16 protein-coding genes and 2 pseudogenes are annotated in these 19,793 nt (G+C 52.7%); 5 read left to right on the top strand and 13 right to left on the bottom strand.

The features are described from left to right. Window positions 1–24: 24 nt before the first annotated feature. The 3 genes from ABVN44_RS00195 to blr all read right to left on the bottom strand — a co-directional run bounded on the left by ABVN44_RS00195 (window position 25) and on the right by blr (window position 1,192). Window positions 25–465: a DUF2569 domain-containing protein gene (locus tag ABVN44_RS00195; RefSeq protein ID WP_023232210.1), complete on the bottom strand. Its 441-nt coding sequence runs from the start codon at window positions 463–465 to the stop codon at window positions 25–27. Window positions 466–553: 88 nt separating this feature from the next. Continuing rightward, complete coding sequence (gene ydgT, locus ABVN44_RS00190; protein WP_000217946.1) at window positions 554–769, bottom strand: transcription modulator YdgT; 216 nt, start codon at window positions 767–769, stop codon at window positions 554–556. Between the two features lie 297 nt (window positions 770–1,066). Then, a complete protein-coding gene (gene blr / locus ABVN44_RS00185) occupies window positions 1,067–1,192 on the bottom strand; it encodes a division septum protein Blr (RefSeq protein WP_001708800.1) in 126 nt (41 codons plus the stop codon). A gap of 207 nt (window positions 1,193–1,399) precedes the next feature. On the opposite strand from blr, the gene ABVN44_RS00180 reads away from it, so the two are divergent. Further along, window positions 1,400–2,440, top strand: a complete 1,041-nt coding sequence (locus tag ABVN44_RS00180) for an oxidoreductase (RefSeq protein ID WP_000998242.1) — start codon at window positions 1,400–1,402, stop codon at window positions 2,438–2,440. A gap of 74 nt (window positions 2,441–2,514) precedes the next feature. On the opposite strand, the gene add is transcribed toward ABVN44_RS00180, so the two are convergent. Continuing rightward, on the bottom strand, window positions 2,515–3,516 hold the full coding sequence (gene add, locus ABVN44_RS00175; RefSeq protein ID WP_000565565.1) for an adenosine deaminase: 1,002 nt from the start codon (window positions 3,514–3,516) through the stop codon (window positions 2,515–2,517). Window positions 3,517–3,733: 217 nt separating this feature from the next. Beyond that, window positions 3,734–4,108 (bottom strand): annotated as a pseudogene (locus ABVN44_RS00170) (aminotransferase class I/II-fold pyridoxal phosphate-dependent enzyme); the annotation flags it as partial. A gap of 18 nt (window positions 4,109–4,126) precedes the next feature. Here ABVN44_RS00170 and malI point away from each other — a divergent pair. Beyond that, a pseudogene (gene malI / locus ABVN44_RS00165) lies at window positions 4,127–4,729 on the top strand (Mal regulon transcriptional regulator MalI); the annotation flags it as partial. A 57-nt stretch (window positions 4,730–4,786) separates the two neighbouring features. On the opposite strand, the gene ABVN44_RS00160 reads toward malI, so the two are convergent. Together ABVN44_RS00160 and manA are read right to left on the bottom strand one after the other, a co-directional pair. Continuing rightward, window positions 4,787–6,295, bottom strand: coding sequence for a YdgA family protein (locus tag ABVN44_RS00160; protein ID WP_000753328.1), 1,509 nt, complete (start codon window positions 6,293–6,295; stop codon window positions 4,787–4,789). A 102-nt stretch (window positions 6,296–6,397) separates the two neighbouring features. Then, entirely contained in the window at window positions 6,398–7,573 is a 1,176-nt protein-coding gene (gene manA / locus ABVN44_RS00155; protein ID WP_001170622.1) for a mannose-6-phosphate isomerase, read from the bottom strand. A 199-nt stretch (window positions 7,574–7,772) separates the two neighbouring features. Between manA and fumB the strand changes: the two genes are divergently transcribed. Together fumB and fumC are read left to right on the top strand one after the other, a co-directional pair. Continuing rightward, the gene (gene fumB / locus ABVN44_RS00150) at window positions 7,773–9,419 is read left to right on the top strand and encodes a class I fumarate hydratase (RefSeq protein ID WP_000066611.1); all 1,647 of its coding nucleotides are present in this window, start codon (window positions 7,773–7,775) and stop codon (window positions 9,417–9,419) included. A gap of 167 nt (window positions 9,420–9,586) precedes the next feature. After that, window positions 9,587–10,990 carry a class II fumarate hydratase gene (gene fumC, locus ABVN44_RS00145; protein WP_000259117.1) on the top strand — a complete coding sequence of 468 codons (1,404 nt, stop codon included), beginning with the start codon at window positions 9,587–9,589 and terminating at the stop codon, window positions 10,988–10,990. Here fumC and tus read toward each other — a convergent pair. From tus to rstA, 5 genes are all read right to left on the bottom strand, one after another. Continuing rightward, a complete protein-coding gene (gene tus / locus ABVN44_RS00140; protein ID WP_000092489.1) occupies window positions 10,987–11,916 on the bottom strand; it encodes a DNA replication terminus site-binding protein in 930 nt (309 codons plus the stop codon). The genes fumC and tus overlap by 4 nt on opposite strands. Window positions 11,917–11,991: 75 nt before the next feature. Continuing rightward, the gene (gene rstB / locus ABVN44_RS00135) at window positions 11,992–13,293 is read right to left on the bottom strand and encodes a two-component system sensor histidine kinase RstB (protein WP_000732951.1); all 1,302 of its coding nucleotides are present in this window, start codon (window positions 13,291–13,293) and stop codon (window positions 11,992–11,994) included. Between the two features lie 110 nt (window positions 13,294–13,403). Further along, a complete protein-coding gene (locus ABVN44_RS00130; RefSeq protein WP_129339449.1) occupies window positions 13,404–15,110 on the bottom strand; it encodes an amidohydrolase in 1,707 nt (568 codons plus the stop codon). Between the two features lie 152 nt (window positions 15,111–15,262). After that, window positions 15,263–16,396, bottom strand: a complete 1,134-nt coding sequence (ompC, locus tag ABVN44_RS00125; protein ID WP_023232588.1) for a porin OmpC — start codon at window positions 16,394–16,396, stop codon at window positions 15,263–15,265. Between the two features lie 479 nt (window positions 16,397–16,875). After that, window positions 16,876–17,607: a two-component system response regulator RstA gene (rstA, locus tag ABVN44_RS00120; RefSeq protein ID WP_001080048.1), complete on the bottom strand. Its 732-nt coding sequence runs from the start codon at window positions 17,605–17,607 to the stop codon at window positions 16,876–16,878. A 126-nt stretch (window positions 17,608–17,733) separates the two neighbouring features. Between rstA and ABVN44_RS00115 the strand changes: the two genes are divergently transcribed. Next, window positions 17,734–18,069 carry a GlpM family protein gene (locus tag ABVN44_RS00115; RefSeq protein WP_000524877.1) on the top strand — a complete coding sequence of 112 codons (336 nt, stop codon included), beginning with the start codon at window positions 17,734–17,736 and terminating at the stop codon, window positions 18,067–18,069. A 61-nt stretch (window positions 18,070–18,130) separates the two neighbouring features. Here ABVN44_RS00115 and ABVN44_RS00110 read toward each other — a convergent pair whose 3' ends face one another. Continuing rightward, entirely contained in the window at window positions 18,131–19,513 is a 1,383-nt protein-coding gene (locus tag ABVN44_RS00110) for an amino acid permease (RefSeq protein ID WP_000412353.1), read from the bottom strand. Window positions 19,514–19,793: the final 280 nt, after the last annotated feature.

Raw genomic sequence — 19,793 nt, 5'->3', positions numbered from 1 at the left:
GACAACAGGTTAACTGTAGGGTTATTACGGATTAACAAACGTTGTTTTAACGCGCGCTGAACGTTTGAGATAAGGCACAATGAGCGCCGTCGCCAACAGTGGGAGGAGTAACTGACGCACGGCAAAGGCATCTGAGACGGGCGAAAAGGCAAATGCTTTAACCGCCAGTAACACAGACACCAGCAGCCAGATAATGTAATGCTTCGGCACGCAGCGTCTGCGCTTGAAGAATGCGATCGTCAACCACAGGGTATAGTACCACATGGCGATAGCGGTAATAAATGAAATGCCCCATAGCAGTAAATTACCGGTTTCCTGTCCGCTAAGCGTCTTGAACGTTTGCGGTGTGGCAAGCGCCATAACGTAGAGTAATAACGCCAGCGAGGCGCTCAACAACGCGACTAACAGCCAGGCTAACGGGCCAAGAAGCCAGCCTCCAATTCGTTGTGGCGGTGTTGTAGTCATATCTTCTCCGGGGTTACGCGCATTAACGGTCATGCCGCTCATTTTGGGGCAAATATTATAAGGTTTTTGATGTTAAACGCTACTTTCTTTATTGCACATAGCGCCAGACGGATTGCGGAACCTGACCTACATCAAACAGGCGTCCTCCGGAAACCAGTTCGGCACGGCGGTGATCTGCAGCGCGATACATATTAACAATGTCCATGTCATCAGTAAGGGTATAGTTAAGGTGGTCGAACAGTTTTTCCAGACTTTCGAGCGAACTAATTTTGCGGAATTTTAATAGATAATCCTGAACAGTCATATAAAGTTGATCCATATTAAATATAATGCCAACGGAGTAGTCACTGATAAAAAATAAACAAAACTGCACCAGTGAGAGGTCAGGGGTGCAGGTAAAAAGGGAATATTCTTACCGGTAAAGAGTCAGGCGCCACATGGCGCCTGGGGCGAAAGGTTAACGCGCTTTCCTACAACAGGCAATAAACGTCAGACCAGATAGGACATATTTCGTTTTTTTTGCCGGTTTTTGACTTTTCTTTGCACCCCCCGGGGCGCCGCTTACCGTACCACGCGAAAATGCCTTTACATTATCTGACGCTTACTTCTTCTGAACGGAAGCCGTGGGCTCTGGTGGTTGGTAATTGTCAATATGGTTGGCAATACCTAAAAGAATGACTGAGATAACGAGAACTATCCACCCAGTTAATTCAATAAGACGATTCATTATTGACGACATTTGCTTTGATTTATCCATAAACACAGGGGGTAAATGTTACTTTCCTGGCGAACGGTCGGCAAGAGGGAGGGAAACGTTTTCAGCCTCTGTTCTGTAACAAGTTAATCATTTGATGCTACGTTGATGGTCAGGACGCTATTGCGGCTAATCGCACGATGGTGTGGAATAGCGATATCTAAAACCGGAGGCAGTGAGATGAATGACAAAATCCGCGTTGGGTTAATCGGTTATGGTTACGCCAGTAAAACCTTTCATGCGCCCTTAATTATGGGAACGCCAGGGCTAGAGCTTGCGGCGGTATCCAGCAGCGATGAAACAAAAGTGAAAGCAGACTGGCCGGCGGTTTCCGTGGTCTCTGAGCCCCGACATTTATTTAACGATCCGCATATCGACCTGATCGTGATCCCGACGCCCAACGATACCCATTTCCCGCTGGCGAAAGCTGCGCTGGAAGCCGGTAAGCATGTGGTGGTTGATAAACCCTTTACCGTGACACTGTCACAGGCGCGAGAATTGGATGCGCTTGCGCGGAGCACTGGTCGGGTACTTTCCGTCTTCCACAACCGACGCTGGGACAGCGATTTTTTGACGCTGAAGGCCTTACTGGCGGATGGCGTGCTCGGCGAGGTGTCCTTGTTTGAATCCCACTTTGATCGTTTCCGTCCCCAGGTGCGCGACCGCTGGCGCGAGCAAGGCGGGCCAGGAAGTGGTATCTGGTACGATCTGGCGCCGCACTTGTTGGATCAGGCCATTCAACTTTTTGGCCTGCCGGTCAGCATGACGGTGGATTTAGCGCAACTGCGTCCGGGCGCGCAATCTACAGATTATTTCCACGCGATTTTATCCTACCCCCAGCGCCGCGTGATTTTGCACGGTACGATGCTGGCCGCGGCGGAATCCGCGCGATACATCGTTCATGGTTCGCGCGGTAGCTATGTAAAATATGGCCTCGATCCCCAGGAAGAACGGTTAAAAAACGGCGAGCGTTTACCGCAGGAAGACTGGGGATACGACATGCGTGACGGCGTATTGACCCTGGTTGAGGGAGAGACGCGCAAAGAAGAAAACTGGCTTACGTTGCCGGGTAACTATCCGGCATATTATGCCGCCATCCGCGATGCGTTAAACGGTAACGGTGAAAATCCCGTGCCGGCAAGTCAGGCGATTCAAATTATGGAGTTGATTGAACTGGGCATGGAATCGGCAAAACATCGCGCGACGCTGTGTCTTGCCTGAGATGTCGCATTTCTCCGCCTGGGATAGCATTAAACCGCAGGCGGAGAGAGGGCGTTAGCATCAATAAAGCAATTTTACGCCGCGGCCACTTTTTCGCGCAGCGCACGTTTTTCGCCATCGCTCAGAAAGGCGATTTCCAGACCGTTAATCTGCGCCTGGCGAATCTGTTCGCGGCTCAATCCTGCCGCTGGCGCGGCGACGTGATATTCATGGATAATATCTACGCCCTGAACAGCCGGATCGTCCGTATTAAGACTGGCGAGAACGCCATGCTCAAGGAAGGTTTTGAGCGGATGATCTGCCAGCGATGCGACGGTACTGGTCTGAATATTCGAGGTCAGACAGGATTCAATACCGATACGCTGCTGTGCAAGAAAATCCATTAACGCGCGATCTTCGACAGCTTTTACGCCATGTCCGATACGTTCGGCCCCCAGTTCGCGAATCGCCTGCCAGATACTTTCCGGCCCTGCGGCTTCGCCAGCGTGAACGGTAATATGCCAGCCCGCATCGCGCGCCCGATTAAAGTGTGATAAAAACAGACTGCCGGGAAAGCCCAGCTCATCACCGGCTAAATCCAGCGCGGTGATTTTCTCTCTGTGCGCCAGCAGCGCATCAAGCTCCTGTAAACATGCCGCCTCGCCGAAGGTACGGCTCATAATGCCAATGAGTCGTGCCTCGACGCCAAACGTATTACAGCCGTCGCGTACACCGTCGATAACGGCTTCAACCACGCCTGCGATCGGTAACTGATGCGCCATCGCCATATAGCCGGGCGAAAAGCGAAGCTCGACGTAATGCAGGCCGTTACGTGCGGCATCTTCAATATTTTCAAAGGCCACACGGCGGCAGGCGTCAAGCGACGCCAGGACTTTTACTCCCCAATCGAGCTTCGTGAGAAAGCTCACTAAATCGGGTTCGGTTGAGGTGACCTGGACATGCGGAATCAGCGTTTCCAGCGTTTGGGCGGGAAGGGCGATGTTGAACTGCCGACCAAGATCCAGAATTGTTTGGGCGCGAATGTTGCCATCAAGGTGGCGGTGGATGTCAGTCAAAGGAAGCGTAATATCAATCATGGGCGCACTCAATTTTTAATAAAAGTGCGCACCATTATACTACAGATTGATAATGCTCTGGAAATTTTGCAAAAACGGAGTCATTACGTTGCAACTTCGCGAGAGCGCGGGAGAAATTTTGTATCATTCTCTTTAACGCGCCCCCGGTCAGCTCACGGGGGCCGTCTCTGTTATCGCCTCTCAGGATAAAGGGTCAACCCCCCGCTTGTAGACAGTATCAGCGAACGGTGCGGATAGCGTTAATCAATCCGTTGACGCCTTTTTCAAGTTTCAGGCGAGGGCATCCGGCATTCAGACGCACAAATCCCCGGCCTTCGGCGCCATAGGTATCGCCGGGCATAATGGCGACTTTCTCCTGATGAATGAGCGTGTGCTGTAATTTTTGATCGTCGATGCCGAGTGGACGGAGATCAATCCAGGCCAGATAGGTCGATGGCGGCGCTTGCCAGTTCAACGTCGGAAAGGCGCCATTCAGCGCCTGCTCAATATAGCGCATATTAGCCGCCAGCGAGGCGCGTAACGCATCCAGCCACGGCGCGCCGTGCTGATACGCGGCAATATGCGCCGTGAGCGAGAGCACCGCTGGCGAAGAAGAGCGCAGGCCGACGCACAAGGTATTCCGGTGGTGTTTGCGTCACGCGCCAGCTATCTTGATGATGCGGATACCGTTCGGCCTGACAACATGCAGGCGGCGCAACTCCTGACGGAGTACCTTATTCGTCAGGGCCATCAGCGCATCGCCTGGCTGGGAGGACAAAGCGCATCTTTAACCCGCGCGGAGCGCGTGGGCGGCTATTGCGCGACGTTGTTAAAATACGGTCTACCGTTTCACAGCGAGTGGGTCGTGGAATGCGCTTCCAGTCAGAAACAGGCAGCAGAAAGCATTACCGCGCTGTTGCGATACAATCCGACCATTAGCGCTGTCGTTTGTTACAACGAAACCATTGCGATGGGGGCGTGGTTTGGACTGCTGAGAGCCGGACGACAGAGTGGCGAGAGCGGTGTCGATCGTTATTTCGAGCAGCAGGTGTCGCTGGCGGCGTTTGCTGATGTGGCGGAGAACGCCCTCGACGACCTGCCGATTATCTGGGCCAGTACGCCGGCGCGAGAAATAGGCTATACCCTGGCCGAACGAATATTGCAGCGTATTGCTCACGACGAGCACCATGTGCGGAGTCAAACGATAGCCGCTCGCCTGGTAACGCAAAAGTAGAGGCTGCGCGTCGTTCGGCGCAGACCGGGTGCAGCGTCGCGACACCCGGCAAGGCGATTATTGTTGAGGCAGCGCCGGAACGTCCGGTACGGAAAGCGCTGGCATTCCAAACAGGCCGACAAAGTCTTCCAACGGCATTTTTTGTCCGTTGAGCGTGATCTGGCCATTGGCGTACTGCAAACTGGAGGCGATAGTATTATCCTTCAGCGTTGTCAGTCGGAACATCTGACCCATTGCGGACAGCCCCTGCACCTGCTGTTTTGCCAGTTTTTCCGCATCATCCTGCTGATAGCCTTCCAGCTTTGCTATCTGCGTCATAAACTCGACCGCCATGTCCATCGGAATTGCCAGTTTCGCATCCAGCGATTTCACGGAGCGGTCGACTTCCTGCGCCAGCGTTTGCGGTTGTGCCGTTGTGGTTGCCGGATCTTTGAGGAACAGCGACAGATTCAGCGTGGTTTCCCCTTTGGCGTTTTTCCAGCTAAGCGGCGCCAGAGTCAGTACCGGATCGCCTTTTAACAGCACGGGGAGAGCGCTAAAGAACGCTTCAGTGACTTTTTGCTGATAAAGCTCAGGATTCTGCGCCACGTCCGGCTGATTCAACAGCGCCTGCGTTTGCGCATGATATTGCTGACTAAACTGGTGCCAGGCTTCGCCGTCGATTTGACCGACTTTCAGCGTTAATTTACCGCTGCCTAAATCCTGATTCTGCACTTTCAGGCTGTTAAGCGAGTAATCCAACTGGCTGTTAATGGTTTTTCCGTCGTTGACGAGATCGGACTTGCCGGCAATTTCCATCCCTTCCAGCACCGCCATCTCTTTACCCTCAATGGCGATGGACAGTTTATCCAGCGTTAACTTTTGGTCGCCTACACGCTCGCCAAAGCTTGCCAGCTTACTGGTACCGTCTGTTTTCAAATTATTAAAGGTGAGTTGGACCTTCTGATTATATTCGTTAACGGCATCGACCAGGCCGCTCTGCGCTTCGCCCGACAGCGAAACCACATTACCGTCTTTATCGGCGTTAAGCTGGAACTCGCCGCCGCTAAAGGCGACCTTTTCACCGGCATTCTCGTAGTTTAACGGCTTGAGAGAGATATCGGAGCGGGTATCGCCGCCATAACCAATGCGGGTATTGATAACAAAGGGCGTGTCGCCTTTCGCGATATCAAAGAGGGGTTTTGCCGCATCGTTATTCACCAGAGTGGTTTTTACCGACGCCATAGAAGGGATCAGATTGAGCGTTTTGAGCTGGGCGAGCGGGAAGGGGCCATGTGAAACGGACTCGTCCAGCACAATGCTTTGCCCGGGCTTCAACCAGGTATTGTCTGCGCCGGCAACCGGTTTGACAACCAGTTGCAGATGGCTACTGAACACGCCGCGCTGGTAGTTTTGATAACTTAATTCGACACCGGCCTCCGGCGCAGTACGCTTGAGCTGTTCATTGGCCTGAGTCACCATTTCTGCAAGATGGTTCTCCAGCTTTTTCCCCGTATACCAGGCGCCGCCTGTCCAGACGATGCCAAGTGCAATTACTACACCTGCAGCTACCAGTGTTTTTTTCATATCAATTGTCCATAAAAATGAAACCAGGCGGATTAAACCGCCTGGAGGAGTTTTACGTCTGTTATAAGCTTAGCAAGAGTTGTTAAAAAATTCAGTACGTTGCTACAGCTTGTTATAAACACGCGCTAAACGGCCCGTGCCGCTGGCGTTAACCGGAGACTCATCCGCGCCGATAAAGGCAGATTCACCCGGCTTCAGTACCAGACGCTGTTCATCTTTACGTAACACCGCCTCACCCTCAACGCAGAACAGAATCGCGGCGCTGTGTTGGCCGATGCTCGTCTCCTGAAGCGCCAGGTCGTGCAGTGAAAAAGCAAAATCGTCAACCGGAATTGGGAAGTCCAGCTCCGCGCCGCTTTTCACCGGGGCAGTCAGCAACTCGCCGGCAGGCTTAGGTTCGAACTTCACGTTCGCGACCAGCTCAGGGATGTCGATATATTTTGGCGTAAGGCCAGCGCGCAGAACGTTATCGGAGTTCGCCATGACTTCCAGCGCAACGCCCTGCAGATAAGCATGAGGCGTTTCGGCAAACAGGAACATCGCCTCGCCGGGATTCAGTTTGACCACATTCAGCAACAAAGGAGAGAAAAGCCCGCTGTCGTCAGGATAATACTCTGAAATCACGCGGATCGTTTGCCACGGTTCGCCTTGCTGGCTGTTAAGCGCCGCTTTGAGTACGGCTAACGCGCGGGATTTTTCTTCGCCTTGCATATTCAACAGGCTGGCGAAAAGCTGGCTCAGACGTTCAGCGTTCGGCGCCTGCAAAAAGTGGGCGATAGCGGAATGCGCGCCGGCGACAGGTTGCAGTAAAGAGACAATGTCAGAAAATTCGCGGAACGCGTTCATCGCCAGGAAAGGCGTCAGGGCAAAAACCAGCTCTGGTTTATGGTTAGGATCTTTATAGTTCCGCTCTGCGGCATCCATGGGGATACCCGCCGCATTTTCTTTCGCGAAACCGATTTCGGAGTTGCGTTTATTCGGGTGCACCTGAATAGAGAGCGGTTGTGCGGCGCACAGTACTTTAAACAGAAACGGCAGTTCGCCGAAACGGTTGGCTACCGCTTCGCCCAGCATGGCGGTTTTATTCTTTTCGATGGCGTCACGCAGGGAGACGGTTTCGCCGTTGGCGGTGGTGATTCGCGAGCTGCTTTTGGGATGCGCGCCCATCCAGAGTTCAGCCATTGGCTGCTGCTGCGGATTGGCGATGCCATAAAGTTCCGTTAACGCAGTTTTACTTCCCCAGGCATAGTTTTGCACTGAGTTAATGAGTTTTTGCATTATCAAGCCCTGTTTCAATGTGGAGATCAATGGGAGGTATTAAACCAAGAAACCCGCATGAAGTAACCTCCGGGCGTAAAAAGTCGTACTTGTCTCAGTTTTTGTTAAAAAATTGTGTAGGATAGTGTTACTCGCTTTGAGTCGGGCAATGGAACACCTGCCCAGAGAATAACCATACCGAGCGGTAAGTGAGAGCACAATGTCAAACAAACCCTTCTTTTATCAAGACCCTTTTCCCCTCAAAAAGGACGATACCGAGTACTACTTGTTGACCAGCGAACATGTTTCCGTCGCCGAATTCGAAGGACAAGAGATCCTGAAAGTCGCGCCGGAAGCGCTAACGTTGTTGGCGCGTCAGGCCTTCCACGATGCGTCTTTTATGTTACGTCCCGCGCATCAGCAGCAGGTGGCGGATATTCTGCGCGATCCGCAGGCCAGTGAAAACGACAAATATGTCGCGCTGCAATTCCTGCGAAACTCCGATATCGCGGCCAAGGGCGTGTTGCCCACCTGCCAGGATACCGGTACGGCCATTATTGTCGGCAAAAAAGGCCAACGCGTCTGGACTGGCGGAGGTGATGAAGCGGCGCTGGCTCGCGGCGTATATAACACCTATATCGAAGATAACCTGCGCTATTCGCAAAACGCGGCGCTGGATATGTACAAAGAGGTCAATACCGGTACTAATCTGCCGGCGCAGATCGATCTCTACAGCGTCGATGGCGATGAATATAAATTCCTCTGTATCGCTAAAGGCGGCGGATCGGCGAATAAAACCTACCTCTATCAGGAGACAAAAGCGCTTCTGACGCCGGGTAAGCTCAAAAATTATCTCGTTGATAAGATGCGTACGCTGGGCACCGCCGCTTGTCCGCCGTATCACATCGCGTTTGTCATTGGCGGCACCTCGGCGGAAGCGAACCTGAAGACCGTTAAGCTGGCCTCGGCAAAATACTATGATGCGCTACCAACCGAAGGCAATGAACACGGGCAGGCCTTCCGCGATATTGAGCTGGAAAAAGAATTGTTGCTTGAGGCGCAAAATCTTGGCTTAGGCGCGCAGTTCGGCGGCAAGTATTTCGCTCACGATATTCGTGTCATCCGATTGCCGCGCCACGGGGCATCGTGTCCGGTAGGTATGGGCGTGTCCTGCTCCGCGGATCGAAACATTAAAGCGAAGATCAACCGGGAAGGGATCTGGATCGAGAAGCTGGAGCGCAATCCCGGTAAATATATTCCAGAGGCGCTGCGCCAGGCGGGAGAGGGCGAGGCGGTGCGCGTTGATCTTAACCGTCCCATGAGCGAGATACTGCAACAACTGTCGCAGTATCCGGTATCAACGCGCCTGTCGCTGAACGGCACAATTATTGTGGGCCGCGACATCGCGCACGCTAAACTGAAAGAACGGATGGACAGCGGCGAAGGTTTGCCGCAGTACATCAAAGATCATCCTATCTATTATGCGGGGCCGGCAAAAACGCCGGAAGGGTACGCCTCCGGGTCGCTTGGGCCGACTACCGCAGGACGGATGGACTCTTATGTTGATCAGCTCCAGTCGCAGGGCGGCAGTATGATCATGCTGGCGAAAGGCAACCGCAGCCAGCAGGTGACCGATGCCTGTAAGAAACATGGCGGCTTCTACCTGGGCAGTATCGGCGGCCCGGCAGCCGTTCTGGCGCAGGGCAGTATCAAGCGCCTGGAGTGCGTGGAATATCCTGAACTGGGTATGGAGGCTATCTGGAAAATTGAAGTGGAGGATTTTCCGGCCTTTATTCTGGTGGATGATAAAGGCAACGATTTCTTCCAGCAGATTCAGTCATCGCAGTGCGCACGCTGCGTTAAGTAATGTCGCCGCCCTGCGGGGCGGTAACATGATTCGCTATTTTGCCGGAGAACGGCGCAAGCGCCTTATCCGGTCTACACCGTTGTGTTGTTATCGTTAATACTCATAAGACCGCAAACATGTGAGCAATGTCGACACATGATCTCATCAACTTGAGTAAGGAGCAGGTAATGGTAACGGTACGCCGCGAGAAAGATTCAATGGGCGCGATTGAAGTCCCGGCAGATAAACTGTGGGGGGCGCAGACTCAACGTTCGCTGGAGCATTTTCGGATTTCCACGGAGAAAATGCCCGTCTCGCTCATTCACGCTCTGGCGTTGACCAAGCGCGCTGCTGCGAAGGTCAACCAGGACTTAGGGTTGTTGGCGGCGGAAAAAGCCAGCGCGATTATCCAGGCGGCTGATGAAGTGCTGGCGGGAAAACATGCTGATGAGTTTCCGCTGGCGATTTGGCAGACCGGGTCCGGTACGCAAAGCAACATGAATATGAATGAGGTGTTAGCGAACCGCGCCAGTGAAATTTTGGGCGGCGTTCGCGGTATGGAACGCAAGGTGCATCCCAATGATGACGTCAATAAGAGTCAAAGCTCAAACGATGTGTTCCCAACCGCCATGCACGTGGCGGCGTTACTGGCGTTACGCGAACACCTCATCCCGCAATTATCCGCATTAACGGATACGCTTCGCGATAAATCCCACGCTTTCGCCGATATTGTCAAAATTGGCCGTACTCACCTGCAGGACGCGACGCCGCTCACCTTAGGCCAGGAGATTTCCGGTTGGGTAGCCATGCTGGAACATAACCTCAGGCACATTGAGCACAGTTTACCGCACGTTGCGGAACTGGCGCTCGGCGGAACCGCAGTGGGGACAGGGCTTAATACCCATCCGGAATATGCCCGGCGCGTGGCCGAGGAACTGGCGACGATTACCGCGGCGCCGTTTGTTACCGCCCCGAATAAATTCGAAGCGCTGGCGACCTGTGACGCGTTGGTACAGGCGCATGGCGCATTAAAAGGACTGGCGGCCTCGCTGATGAAAATCGCCAACGATGTTCGCTGGCTGGCGTCCGGCCCGCGCTGCGGCATTGGCGAGATTGCTATCCCGGAGAATGAGCCAGGCAGTTCCATTATGCCTGGTAAAGTGAATCCGACCCAGTGTGAAGCGGTAACGATGCTATGTTGCCAGGTGATGGGTAACGATGTGGCCATCAATATGGGGGGCGCATCGGGCAACTTTGAGCTCAACGTCTATCGTCCGATGGTTATTCATAATTTTCTGCAAACGGTGCGCCTGCTGGCCGATGGCATGGCGAGTTTCAATCAACACTGTGCGTCAGGAATCGAGCCAAACCGCGAGCGTATTACGCAGTTGCTGAATGAGTCGCTGATGCTGGTCACTGCGCTCAATACGCACATCGGTTACGATAAAGCGGCGGAGATTGCGAAGAAGGCGCATAAAGAAGGGCTGACGCTCAAAGCCTCAGCCGTGGCATTAGGATACCTTAGCGACGAGGAGTTCGACGCCTGGGTACGTCCGGAGTTAATGGTTGGCAGTATGACGCCGGGACGTTAATCCGCCACATACAGGTGCAGTCGCGGAATAATCAGTCGCAGCGGCTGCGCCTGTGGTTTAAAACGGTGCTGAATATTATCGGCGTCATAGTTTTCCAGCCCGCCAATATCCGGCACGCCAGCGCCGTTGTCCGTGTTGATTAATGCGATAATCGGCGTGGGGCAGGCGTGTTGCACCTGTTTCTGCTGGCCTTTATACCAGATGCGGGCGATCGGCTGTACTTTAACCGGACGCTTAATCTTGAGTCGGGCCTGCTGCGGTAAGGCAGCGATATCCTGATATTCCCGTTCCAGCTTGAATTGCCATTGTTCGCGCGTCCACGGCGGGACGCTGCGCGGCGACGCGAGGCTTTTTTTCAACTGGCTCAGAACCTCATCCCGGCTTAAATTTTTAATAATATGTTTATTTGCCCAGCCGAAACGTATGGTGGCGGGGTTATTGATAAGCGTCAGCGTGCGGTAAGCGTTCAGCGTAATTAAGCCGGGTAGATGCCGATGCACCCACTCAAAACGTGCCGCTGAGGGAAGACCGGACTCTACCGTAACCATCTGCTCGAAGGTGGTTTTCAACTGGTTAATGCGCTGTATCTGATTTTCCAGATCTAACTGTGTCGCATTATCCACTTGATAGCATAAGACGCCAGGCAGGCGGACGGCGGCTTTACTGCTGCGGTTTTCGGACTGCTGTTGAATAAACAAATGGCGATAGTGACGTAGCGCCAGCGCTTCGGCCTCTTTCCCCAGATGTTGCGTTACCTCGATAGTATCCAGCGGCGCATGTTCCGCCTCTTTGGTCACCTGCGGCAGTGAAAAGACACGGGCGATAAGTAGCGAATGCTGCTGTAGATTATCCGTCAGCGCCGCCAGGTGTTGTTCTATCTGGCGAAAAGTGCCATTCAGGCGTTCAACGAGATCGTAGCGTGACATGGTATCACTCACTTTAGTTACAACATACTATCTGTATAGCACAGTTCCCACCGCTCAACCAGCGTGCAAAATGCGTCAGGCAGCGGTCATGTCGGGCATCGCGTGCCAGACCGGCCAGCGAAAGCTAAATTTTGCGCCGCCCAGTTCGCTCTCGTCACAGACGACGCTACCGCCCATCGCCAGTGCGATAGAGTGTACGATGGCGAGTCCAAGCCCGCAGCCGCCTGTCGCCCGGTCTCTACTGGGGTCGAGTCTGACAAAAGGTTCAAATACGCGCTCTCGCGCATCCGCTTCAATGCCGGGGCCATCATCTTCGACTATCAACGTTGCCTGACTGCCGTCGAGTAACAGACTGACCTGAACGGTGGTATGACTGTAGCGCAACGCATTATTCAGCAGGTTATCCAGCACTCGCGACATTAACCGCATATCAAGCGCGCCATAATCGCCGATTACACATGTGACAAGGTTTACGGCACGTTCCGGGGTCACGCTCTGCACATCCTGCAAATGCGCGAGCAACCAGGCGGGGAGGTCGGGTTCGGTCAACATCAGTTCATTTTGTGGTCGGTCAAGGCGCGCATAGGTGAGCAGTTCTTCAATCAGCGCTTCCAGTTGACCAATATCGCGATTGAGCGCCTGTGATTCCGGCGGTGTCAGATTTTCACTCATTTCAAGCCGATAGCGTAAACGTACCAGCGGCGTGCGAAGCTCATGGGCGATACCGTCAATCAGCTGTTTTTTACTGGCGATCAGGGCATTAATGTTATCCGCCATCTGGTTGAACGCGACACCCAGACGTTCGAAACTGGAGCCATTATCGAAGTGCAGGCGTTCAGTCAAGTGACCCTCGCCAAAGCGCTGCGCGGCGGATTCGAGCCTGAGCATTTCTTGCCAGTGCGGGCGCATCCAGATAAACACAGGAAAGGCGAGAGAAAAGGCAATGAGCGCCATTAAGGCGATATCCAGCAGTCGCATTTGATGCAGGAAATAGAGATAGGGAACCGGGCCAACCGCCAGGACGTAATGGCTGCGCGGGATACGCTGAATAAAGGTGTATTGATCGTCAAGCGCGACAATATCGCCTTCACGCAGTCGCTGCGTGGTGGCGGCATCAAGCTTATAGTGATTTAACGGTTCAACGCGTAAATCGAAAGAGAGGTTCAGGTCCATCTCTTTTAACGTTTTCCCCCATTCACGCGGCGGGATTTCCCGCAGTTCGCTGCGCATCAGATAGAGCGAACTTTTCATCAGATCGTCGAGCGATTGCCTGCCCGCGCGTTCGGCGGTGAATTTGTACACCAGTCCGACCAATAAGGTCATGACCAGAAAACAGACGAACAGCAAAAGGTAAAACTGCACAAACAGCTTTTTCATCAACGCCCACCGGATCTCAATACATTAGCTCTATCGCGCGCTGACGAAAAAGATTTCCCGTCAGCGCCGCTGGTGGGTTATAAAAGCAGGCTTTGCGTCAACTGACAACCTCATTGTCCGGCGTTAAGGTCCGGACTTTCGTGAACAATGCGTCCATCGACAAGCGTCAAAACAGCGCGAATGGTATCAATTCTGTCTTCCGGCATCGTCATAAATGGCTGATTGAGTACCGCCAGATCGGCCTGTTTTCCGACGCTAAGCTGGCCCCGGTGTTGTTCGGCAAAGGCGAGCCAGGCGGCATGACGTGTATATAACGCTAGCGCTTCCAGACGCGTGAGCCGCTCGCTGGCGGGTTTACGCACGGAACCGCCTGACGCTATACCGGTGATATGATATTCGATAGCGTGCCAGACACCGGCAATGCCAATACGCGTCGAATCGGTGCCGCCAGCTACGACAAGCCCTTTATCCAGCGCCAGTCGAACCGGCGGCGAATTGTCCGTCGCGCCGGATGGATTGGCGTCACGGATGGCAAGCCCCTCAAAGTAAGGCCCCATTTGCACAGTGTATGCCAGGCCCAGCTTACGCATCCGCTCAAGCGTCTGTGGCGAACCGGTATTCAGATGCGCAATAGACCAGCGGAGAGGGCGCAGATCGTACTGCTGCGCTACCTGCTCAAAAATCGTCAATATCGCGTCGGCGCTGTCATCGGTATAGGCGTGGATCTCAAGCGGTATTCCCCGTTTTGCCGCAAACGTCGCGACCTGGCGAAGCGCGGTTTTGTCCTGCTCTGAGGAAGAAAACCCTGGGGCCATCCGCACGCCGTCATTCATTCCGGCCACCAGGCTTTCCCCCAGGCCAAGAAAAGCCAGTTGCCCGTCATCGGCACGCGCCGGGCGAAAGGCCATCAGGTTGCTGAACCACTGCGCTTCATGACCTTTCGCTTCTGGCTGTACCGGAATGCGATACCCCACGCGCAGCGGTAAATCCCCCTGGTTTCGCATTGCAAATAAAGGCTCATAAGCGGCGGCAGGCCCGGCAGAGGGGGCAATGATGCCGGTCACGCCGCGAGCGTTCATATCAGCGAAAAATTGTCGCAGACCGCCCTCGCGATCGGCGTTACTACTTATGCTGGCAAAAAGCTGGTTAAACGCGGCGATGTCACCAAATAATTTCCCCGTGGCGCTACCTTTTGCGTCGCGCTCTACGCGGATTCCCGCTAAATCAGGAGGAGGGGTGTTGTTAAGGCCAAGTACGTCTATACCGCGCTGATTCACTAACGCATAGTCGTACAGATACTGAATATAAGCCGGATGATCGGGAAGGGCGTGACTCAATTCGGCTACCGTCGGCGCCCGGTTTTCTGCAAATTGCGCCGGTATCCACGATCCCACTACGGCTACCCATTGATCGTGGGGACGACGGTTAGCGTCGGCGCGTAATTTATCCAGCGCGTCTTTAAGCGAAGGGCTGTCGTACCAGTAGGTTTCGAATGTCCAGGTTTGTCCGCCGCGAATGGCATGAATGTGGGTATCGGTCAGGCCGGGTATCACGGTTTTACCCTGTAAATCGATGGTACGGGTATGGTTGCCGCGCCATTCATTTGTCGCCGTATCATCGCCAATCGCCACAATCCGCGAGCCGGAAATCGCCAGCGCGCTGGCCTGCGGCTGGGCATCATTCAGAGTGATGATATTACCGTTATGCAAAATAATATCCGCTGCCGGGCGGGCGGCGGTGGCTGCGCCTGTGGCCGTGAGCAGAAAGAGAAGCGCGGTTCTGGAAAGCAGAGGCGGGACGAGACTGATCATTAGCATGTTCCTTTTGTCGGGCGATAAGCAAACCATAGAGAGCGAACAAGAATTGTTCAATCTGTGCCCAGGGAACAGTGCGTTCTGTTTTTAGAACGGTGGTAATGAAAAAAGAAAAGCCCGCCGAAACGGCGGGCTTGAGAAGAATTAATGAATAATTAGAACTGGTAAACCATACCCAGCGCGACGATATCATCAGTGCTGATACCGGCATCTTTATAGAACGGGTCGTCATCATCCAGCAGGTTGATTTTATAATCAACATAGGTGGAGAAGTTTTTGTTGAAATAGTAGGTAGCACCTACATCAGCATATTTAACCAGGTCTTTATCATCGCCATTAACGTTGTTATAGGTCAGATCTTTACCTTTAGACATCAGGAAAGAAACCGCCGGGCGCAGACCGAAATCAAATTGATATTGGGCTGTAACTTCGAAGTTTTGCGTTTTGTTTGCTACGCATGAGCGACAATCGTCATTGCCGTAAGGCGTCATATTACGGGTTTCTGAATACATTGTGGCCAGATAGATATTATTAGCATCATATTTAGCGCCAACAGTCCATGCATCCGCTTTATCACCGCCAGCGGTAGAGTAATTAACCTGACCATTAGTACGATCGGAAGTGGTATATGCCGCGCCGAAACTTACGCCCATACCCAGATCATAAGTTGATGAGATACCGAAGCCGTCACCGTTAGCGTTCTTCACGTTACGATCGCCGCCGTTATTAGTGCCTTCCTGCTCATGAGAAACCTGGTTTTCATTGGCACCCTGATATTGCAACGCGAAGTTCAGACCGTCTACCAGACCGAAGAAATCAGTGTTACGGTAGGTGGCCACGCCGTTAGCACGACCGGTCATGAAGTTGTCAGCGTAAGTGTAGGAGTCGCCGCCGAACTCAGGCAGCATATCGGTCCAGCCTTCTACGTCGTACAGGACGCCGTAGTTACGACCATAGTCGAATGAGCCGTAGTCGCCGAATTTCAGGCCGGCGAATGCCAGACGAGTCCAGGAATTAGCACCTTCGCCTTCGGTAGTGTTAGCCTGAACGTTATATTCCCACTGGCCGTAACCGGTCAGTTGGTCGTTAATCTGCGTTTCGCCTTTAAAGCCGACACGCATATAGGTCTGATCGCCATCTTTAGAAGAGTCATCAGAGAAATAGTGCAGGCCGTCTACTTTCCCGTAAAGGTCCAGTTTGTTGCCGTCTTTGTTATAAATTTCAGCGGCGTGTGCTGCGCCAGCAGCCAGCAGAGCCGGGATGACAAGTGCCAATACTTTTCTTTTCATTTTTTTATCCTTAAAAACTTAACTTATTTGCAAAAGATTGAACTTCTACAGATTCGTTGAATCAAAGGCATCCTAATCTGAATAATATTATTTCAGCAAATGCTAACTTTTCTTATATGTTATTAATTAATACAAAAGTTACTATCGGAAACGCATATATTTATGGTGAATATATTTGTTATTGTATATTCATGGTTGTGATTTGTTTTATTTCACAATTTGCGAAAAAAGATGGCAATATAGCGGCGGGCAGACATTCTGTTATCAATTTTGTGAACTGGCTTCGAGTTTTTTTAATTTAACTTTCTTGAGCGAAAAAGACGTAATCATGAACCACAACGCAGAGAAAACGGTAATAAAGGGGCCGTTTCGACTAATAAAAATAGCATCCATGTATACAATGTCTGTTTTTTGAACAGTGGCGGTGATGAGCATCGCCACTATGACTTGATAAAGGCAGGTAAAATTTGTCGGCTAACTTATCCCGTCGTTTCGTCCCAGGCATGAGGGGCAAAAAGATAGCCTTTATTGCGAATGGTCTTTATACGATAGGGCTCAGCAGCGCTATCCAGCAGTTTCTTACGCAGGCGGGAAATCGCCACATCCACGCTGCGATCCAGACCATCATAATTGACGCCGCGCAGCGTTTTTAGCAACGCGTCGCGATCCATAATTTGTCCGGCGTGTGTCGCCAGTTCCCAGAGCAATTCAAAATCGGCGGTGGAGAGCGATATGAAATCGCCATTGAGCTGGACCGCCCGGTTAAGGGGATCGATGGTTAACGCGCCAAAACGCAGCGCTTTATGCGGCGTAAGCGCGCTCTCCTGAAGACTTTTTGCCTGTTGCGTTTGTTCGCTTTGCCGCAGGTGTAAGCGCAGACGCGCCAGCAAAACGGCCGGAGGCGTGGTTTTGAGGATGTAGTCGCAGGCGCCCATCTCCAGCGCCAGAATATGATTCATATCACTGTCCAGCGAGGTGAGCAGGACAATCGGGCCTTGCCAGCGGTGGCGTAAATCGCGGCATATCGTCATGCCATCTTTACCTGGAAGCATAATATCCAGTAAAACCAGATCGGGCTGAGTGGTGAGGATAAGATCCTCCGCCCGGTCACCACGCGGCTCAACAATGACATCAATATCATGTTTCGCCAGATAAGCGGCAATGAGAGAACCCACTTCAGCGTCGTCTTCAACAAATACAATGCGGTTCATATTATAAATGGAGAATAGAAAACGCCAACATACACCGCCTCTGTTTTCCCTTCCATAAATCTTTTCTAAACGAGAGCGGTTCCGTTATGCTACACGCTGTTGTTATTAGCGTGTTAAGGCAAGGTAATGGGACTCGTGATTAAAGCTGCCCTGGGGGCGCTGGTCGTCGTATTGATTGGTCTGCTGTCAAAAACAAAAAATTATTATATCGCCGGATTAATTCCTCTGTTTCCAACGTTTGCGCTTATCGCGCACTATATCGTGGCCAGCGAGCGGGGCATCGACGCGATGCGTACCACCATCGTCTTTAGCATGTGGTCGATCATTCCTTATTTCATTTATCTTGCAACGCTATGGTATTTCAGCGGCGTGATGCGCCTGCCCGTCGCGCTTGGCGGTGCGGTGGTCTGCTGGGGGCTAAGCGCGTGGCTGCTGATTTTTTGCTGGATTAAATGGCATTAATATTGGCAAAGACCGTGGTTTCCCCATCGTAATACAGACGGATATTACGATGGGGAGGTTGTCAACCCACCAGCATCCACGTAGCCGGAACCGCCGCGACCAGCAATAAACCAATCAGCACGACTTCCTGACGATTTAACACGTTGTCATGCTTGTGCGTCCGACGCGCATACAGGAAAACCAGTAATCCAGGCGCGTACAGCACGACGGACAGCAGCAGGTGCATGGGACCCGACGCATATAATAACCATAAGCCATAAATACAGGCTCCGATACCGACCGCCCGATGGAGGGGACGTGTTGCAATCTTCAGCAGAAATGCGCCGACCAGAAAGTAGGGCACCAGAATCATTTCTGACGCAATCGTCAATAGCGTGTTGTAGTCCGAACCGGTCAGCCAGATCAGCACCAGACAGATTTGCACACAGATATTGGTGAGCCATAACGATGCAGAAGGCGCGCCTTGCGCATTTTGTCGCGCGAAGATGCCCGGGAAGGATTTATAGGCTGCCGCCAGAAATGGCACCTCCGCCGCCATGATAGTCCAGCTTAGATAAGCCCCGCAGACAGACACAATCAGTCCCGCTGCAATAATAATTTCTCCCCACGGCCCCATCATTTTTACCATTAGTCCGGCCATCGACGGGTTGCGCATCTCCGCCAGTTCCGGACGCGCAAGAACGCCAAGAGAAAGCAGCGTGACCAGGAGATATATTCCCAGCGCTGCGAGTACTGCCAGTAGCGTGGCGCGGCCTACATCGCGTTTATTTTTCGCTCGGGCCGAGACGACGACGGCGCCTTCAACGCCAATAAACACCCACAGCGTAATAAGCATGGTGTTCTTGACCTGTTCCCATACGGGAATACCGAGTTCAACACCAGTGAAGTCCAGAGTGAAGGTATCCAGTTTGAACATCATGATAGCCAGCACAATAAACGCGCCGAGCGGCAACAGTTTCGCCAGAGTCGCAACCAGATTGATGCTGGCTGCCGTTTGTACGCCGCGCAGGATGAGGAAATGGACAATCCAGAGCAGGACTGAAGCGCCGACAATAGCCTGCCAGGTATTACCGTCGCCAAACAGACGCAGGGCAGGCGTATCGGTAAAGAAACTCAGCGCTGAAAAAACGATAACCAAATAGGATACGTTGGCGATGACCGCGCACAGCCAATAGCCCCAGGCAGAACAAAAGCCAATCAGTTCGCCGAAGCCTTCGCGGGCGTAAGTAAAGATACCGCCGTCAAGCTCGGAGCGAATGCGTGTAAGGATTAACATGGCGAATGCCAGTAAGAGTATCCCCACGCCGGTAATGGCCCAGCCAATTAACAACGCAGCCGGACTGGCAACGGCGGCCATATTCTGGGGCAGACTGAAAACACCTGCGCCAAGCATTGAGCTTAAAACCAGCGCGGTCAGCGCGCTCAGTCCCAGTTTTTTTTCCATTGGTATCCAGCTATAAAAATGAAATTGGAAGAATAATTATTATGGCAAAACGCATAAAAATGGTGAAAGCCACTAAGGCGCGGGATTTTACGGAGAGAAGGGACCGCATGCAACGGCCTGGATAAGATTTATCGCCAAAAAAGCGAAAAGTGAGATTCATCGCGATATTTGACGGAACTGGCATCCCGCGAGAAAGTGCCGGATGGCGGCTTATCAGGCCTGCCGTTGAACGATAGTGTAGGCCTGATAAGGCAGGTATGCCGCCATCCGGCGAGAAAGC

This window comes from Salmonella sp. SJTUF15570 (genome assembly GCF_043357055.1).
Taxonomy (GTDB): domain Bacteria; phylum Pseudomonadota; class Gammaproteobacteria; order Enterobacterales; family Enterobacteriaceae; genus Salmonella; species Salmonella enterica.
This window is presented reverse-complemented; position numbering and strand designations above follow the sequence as displayed.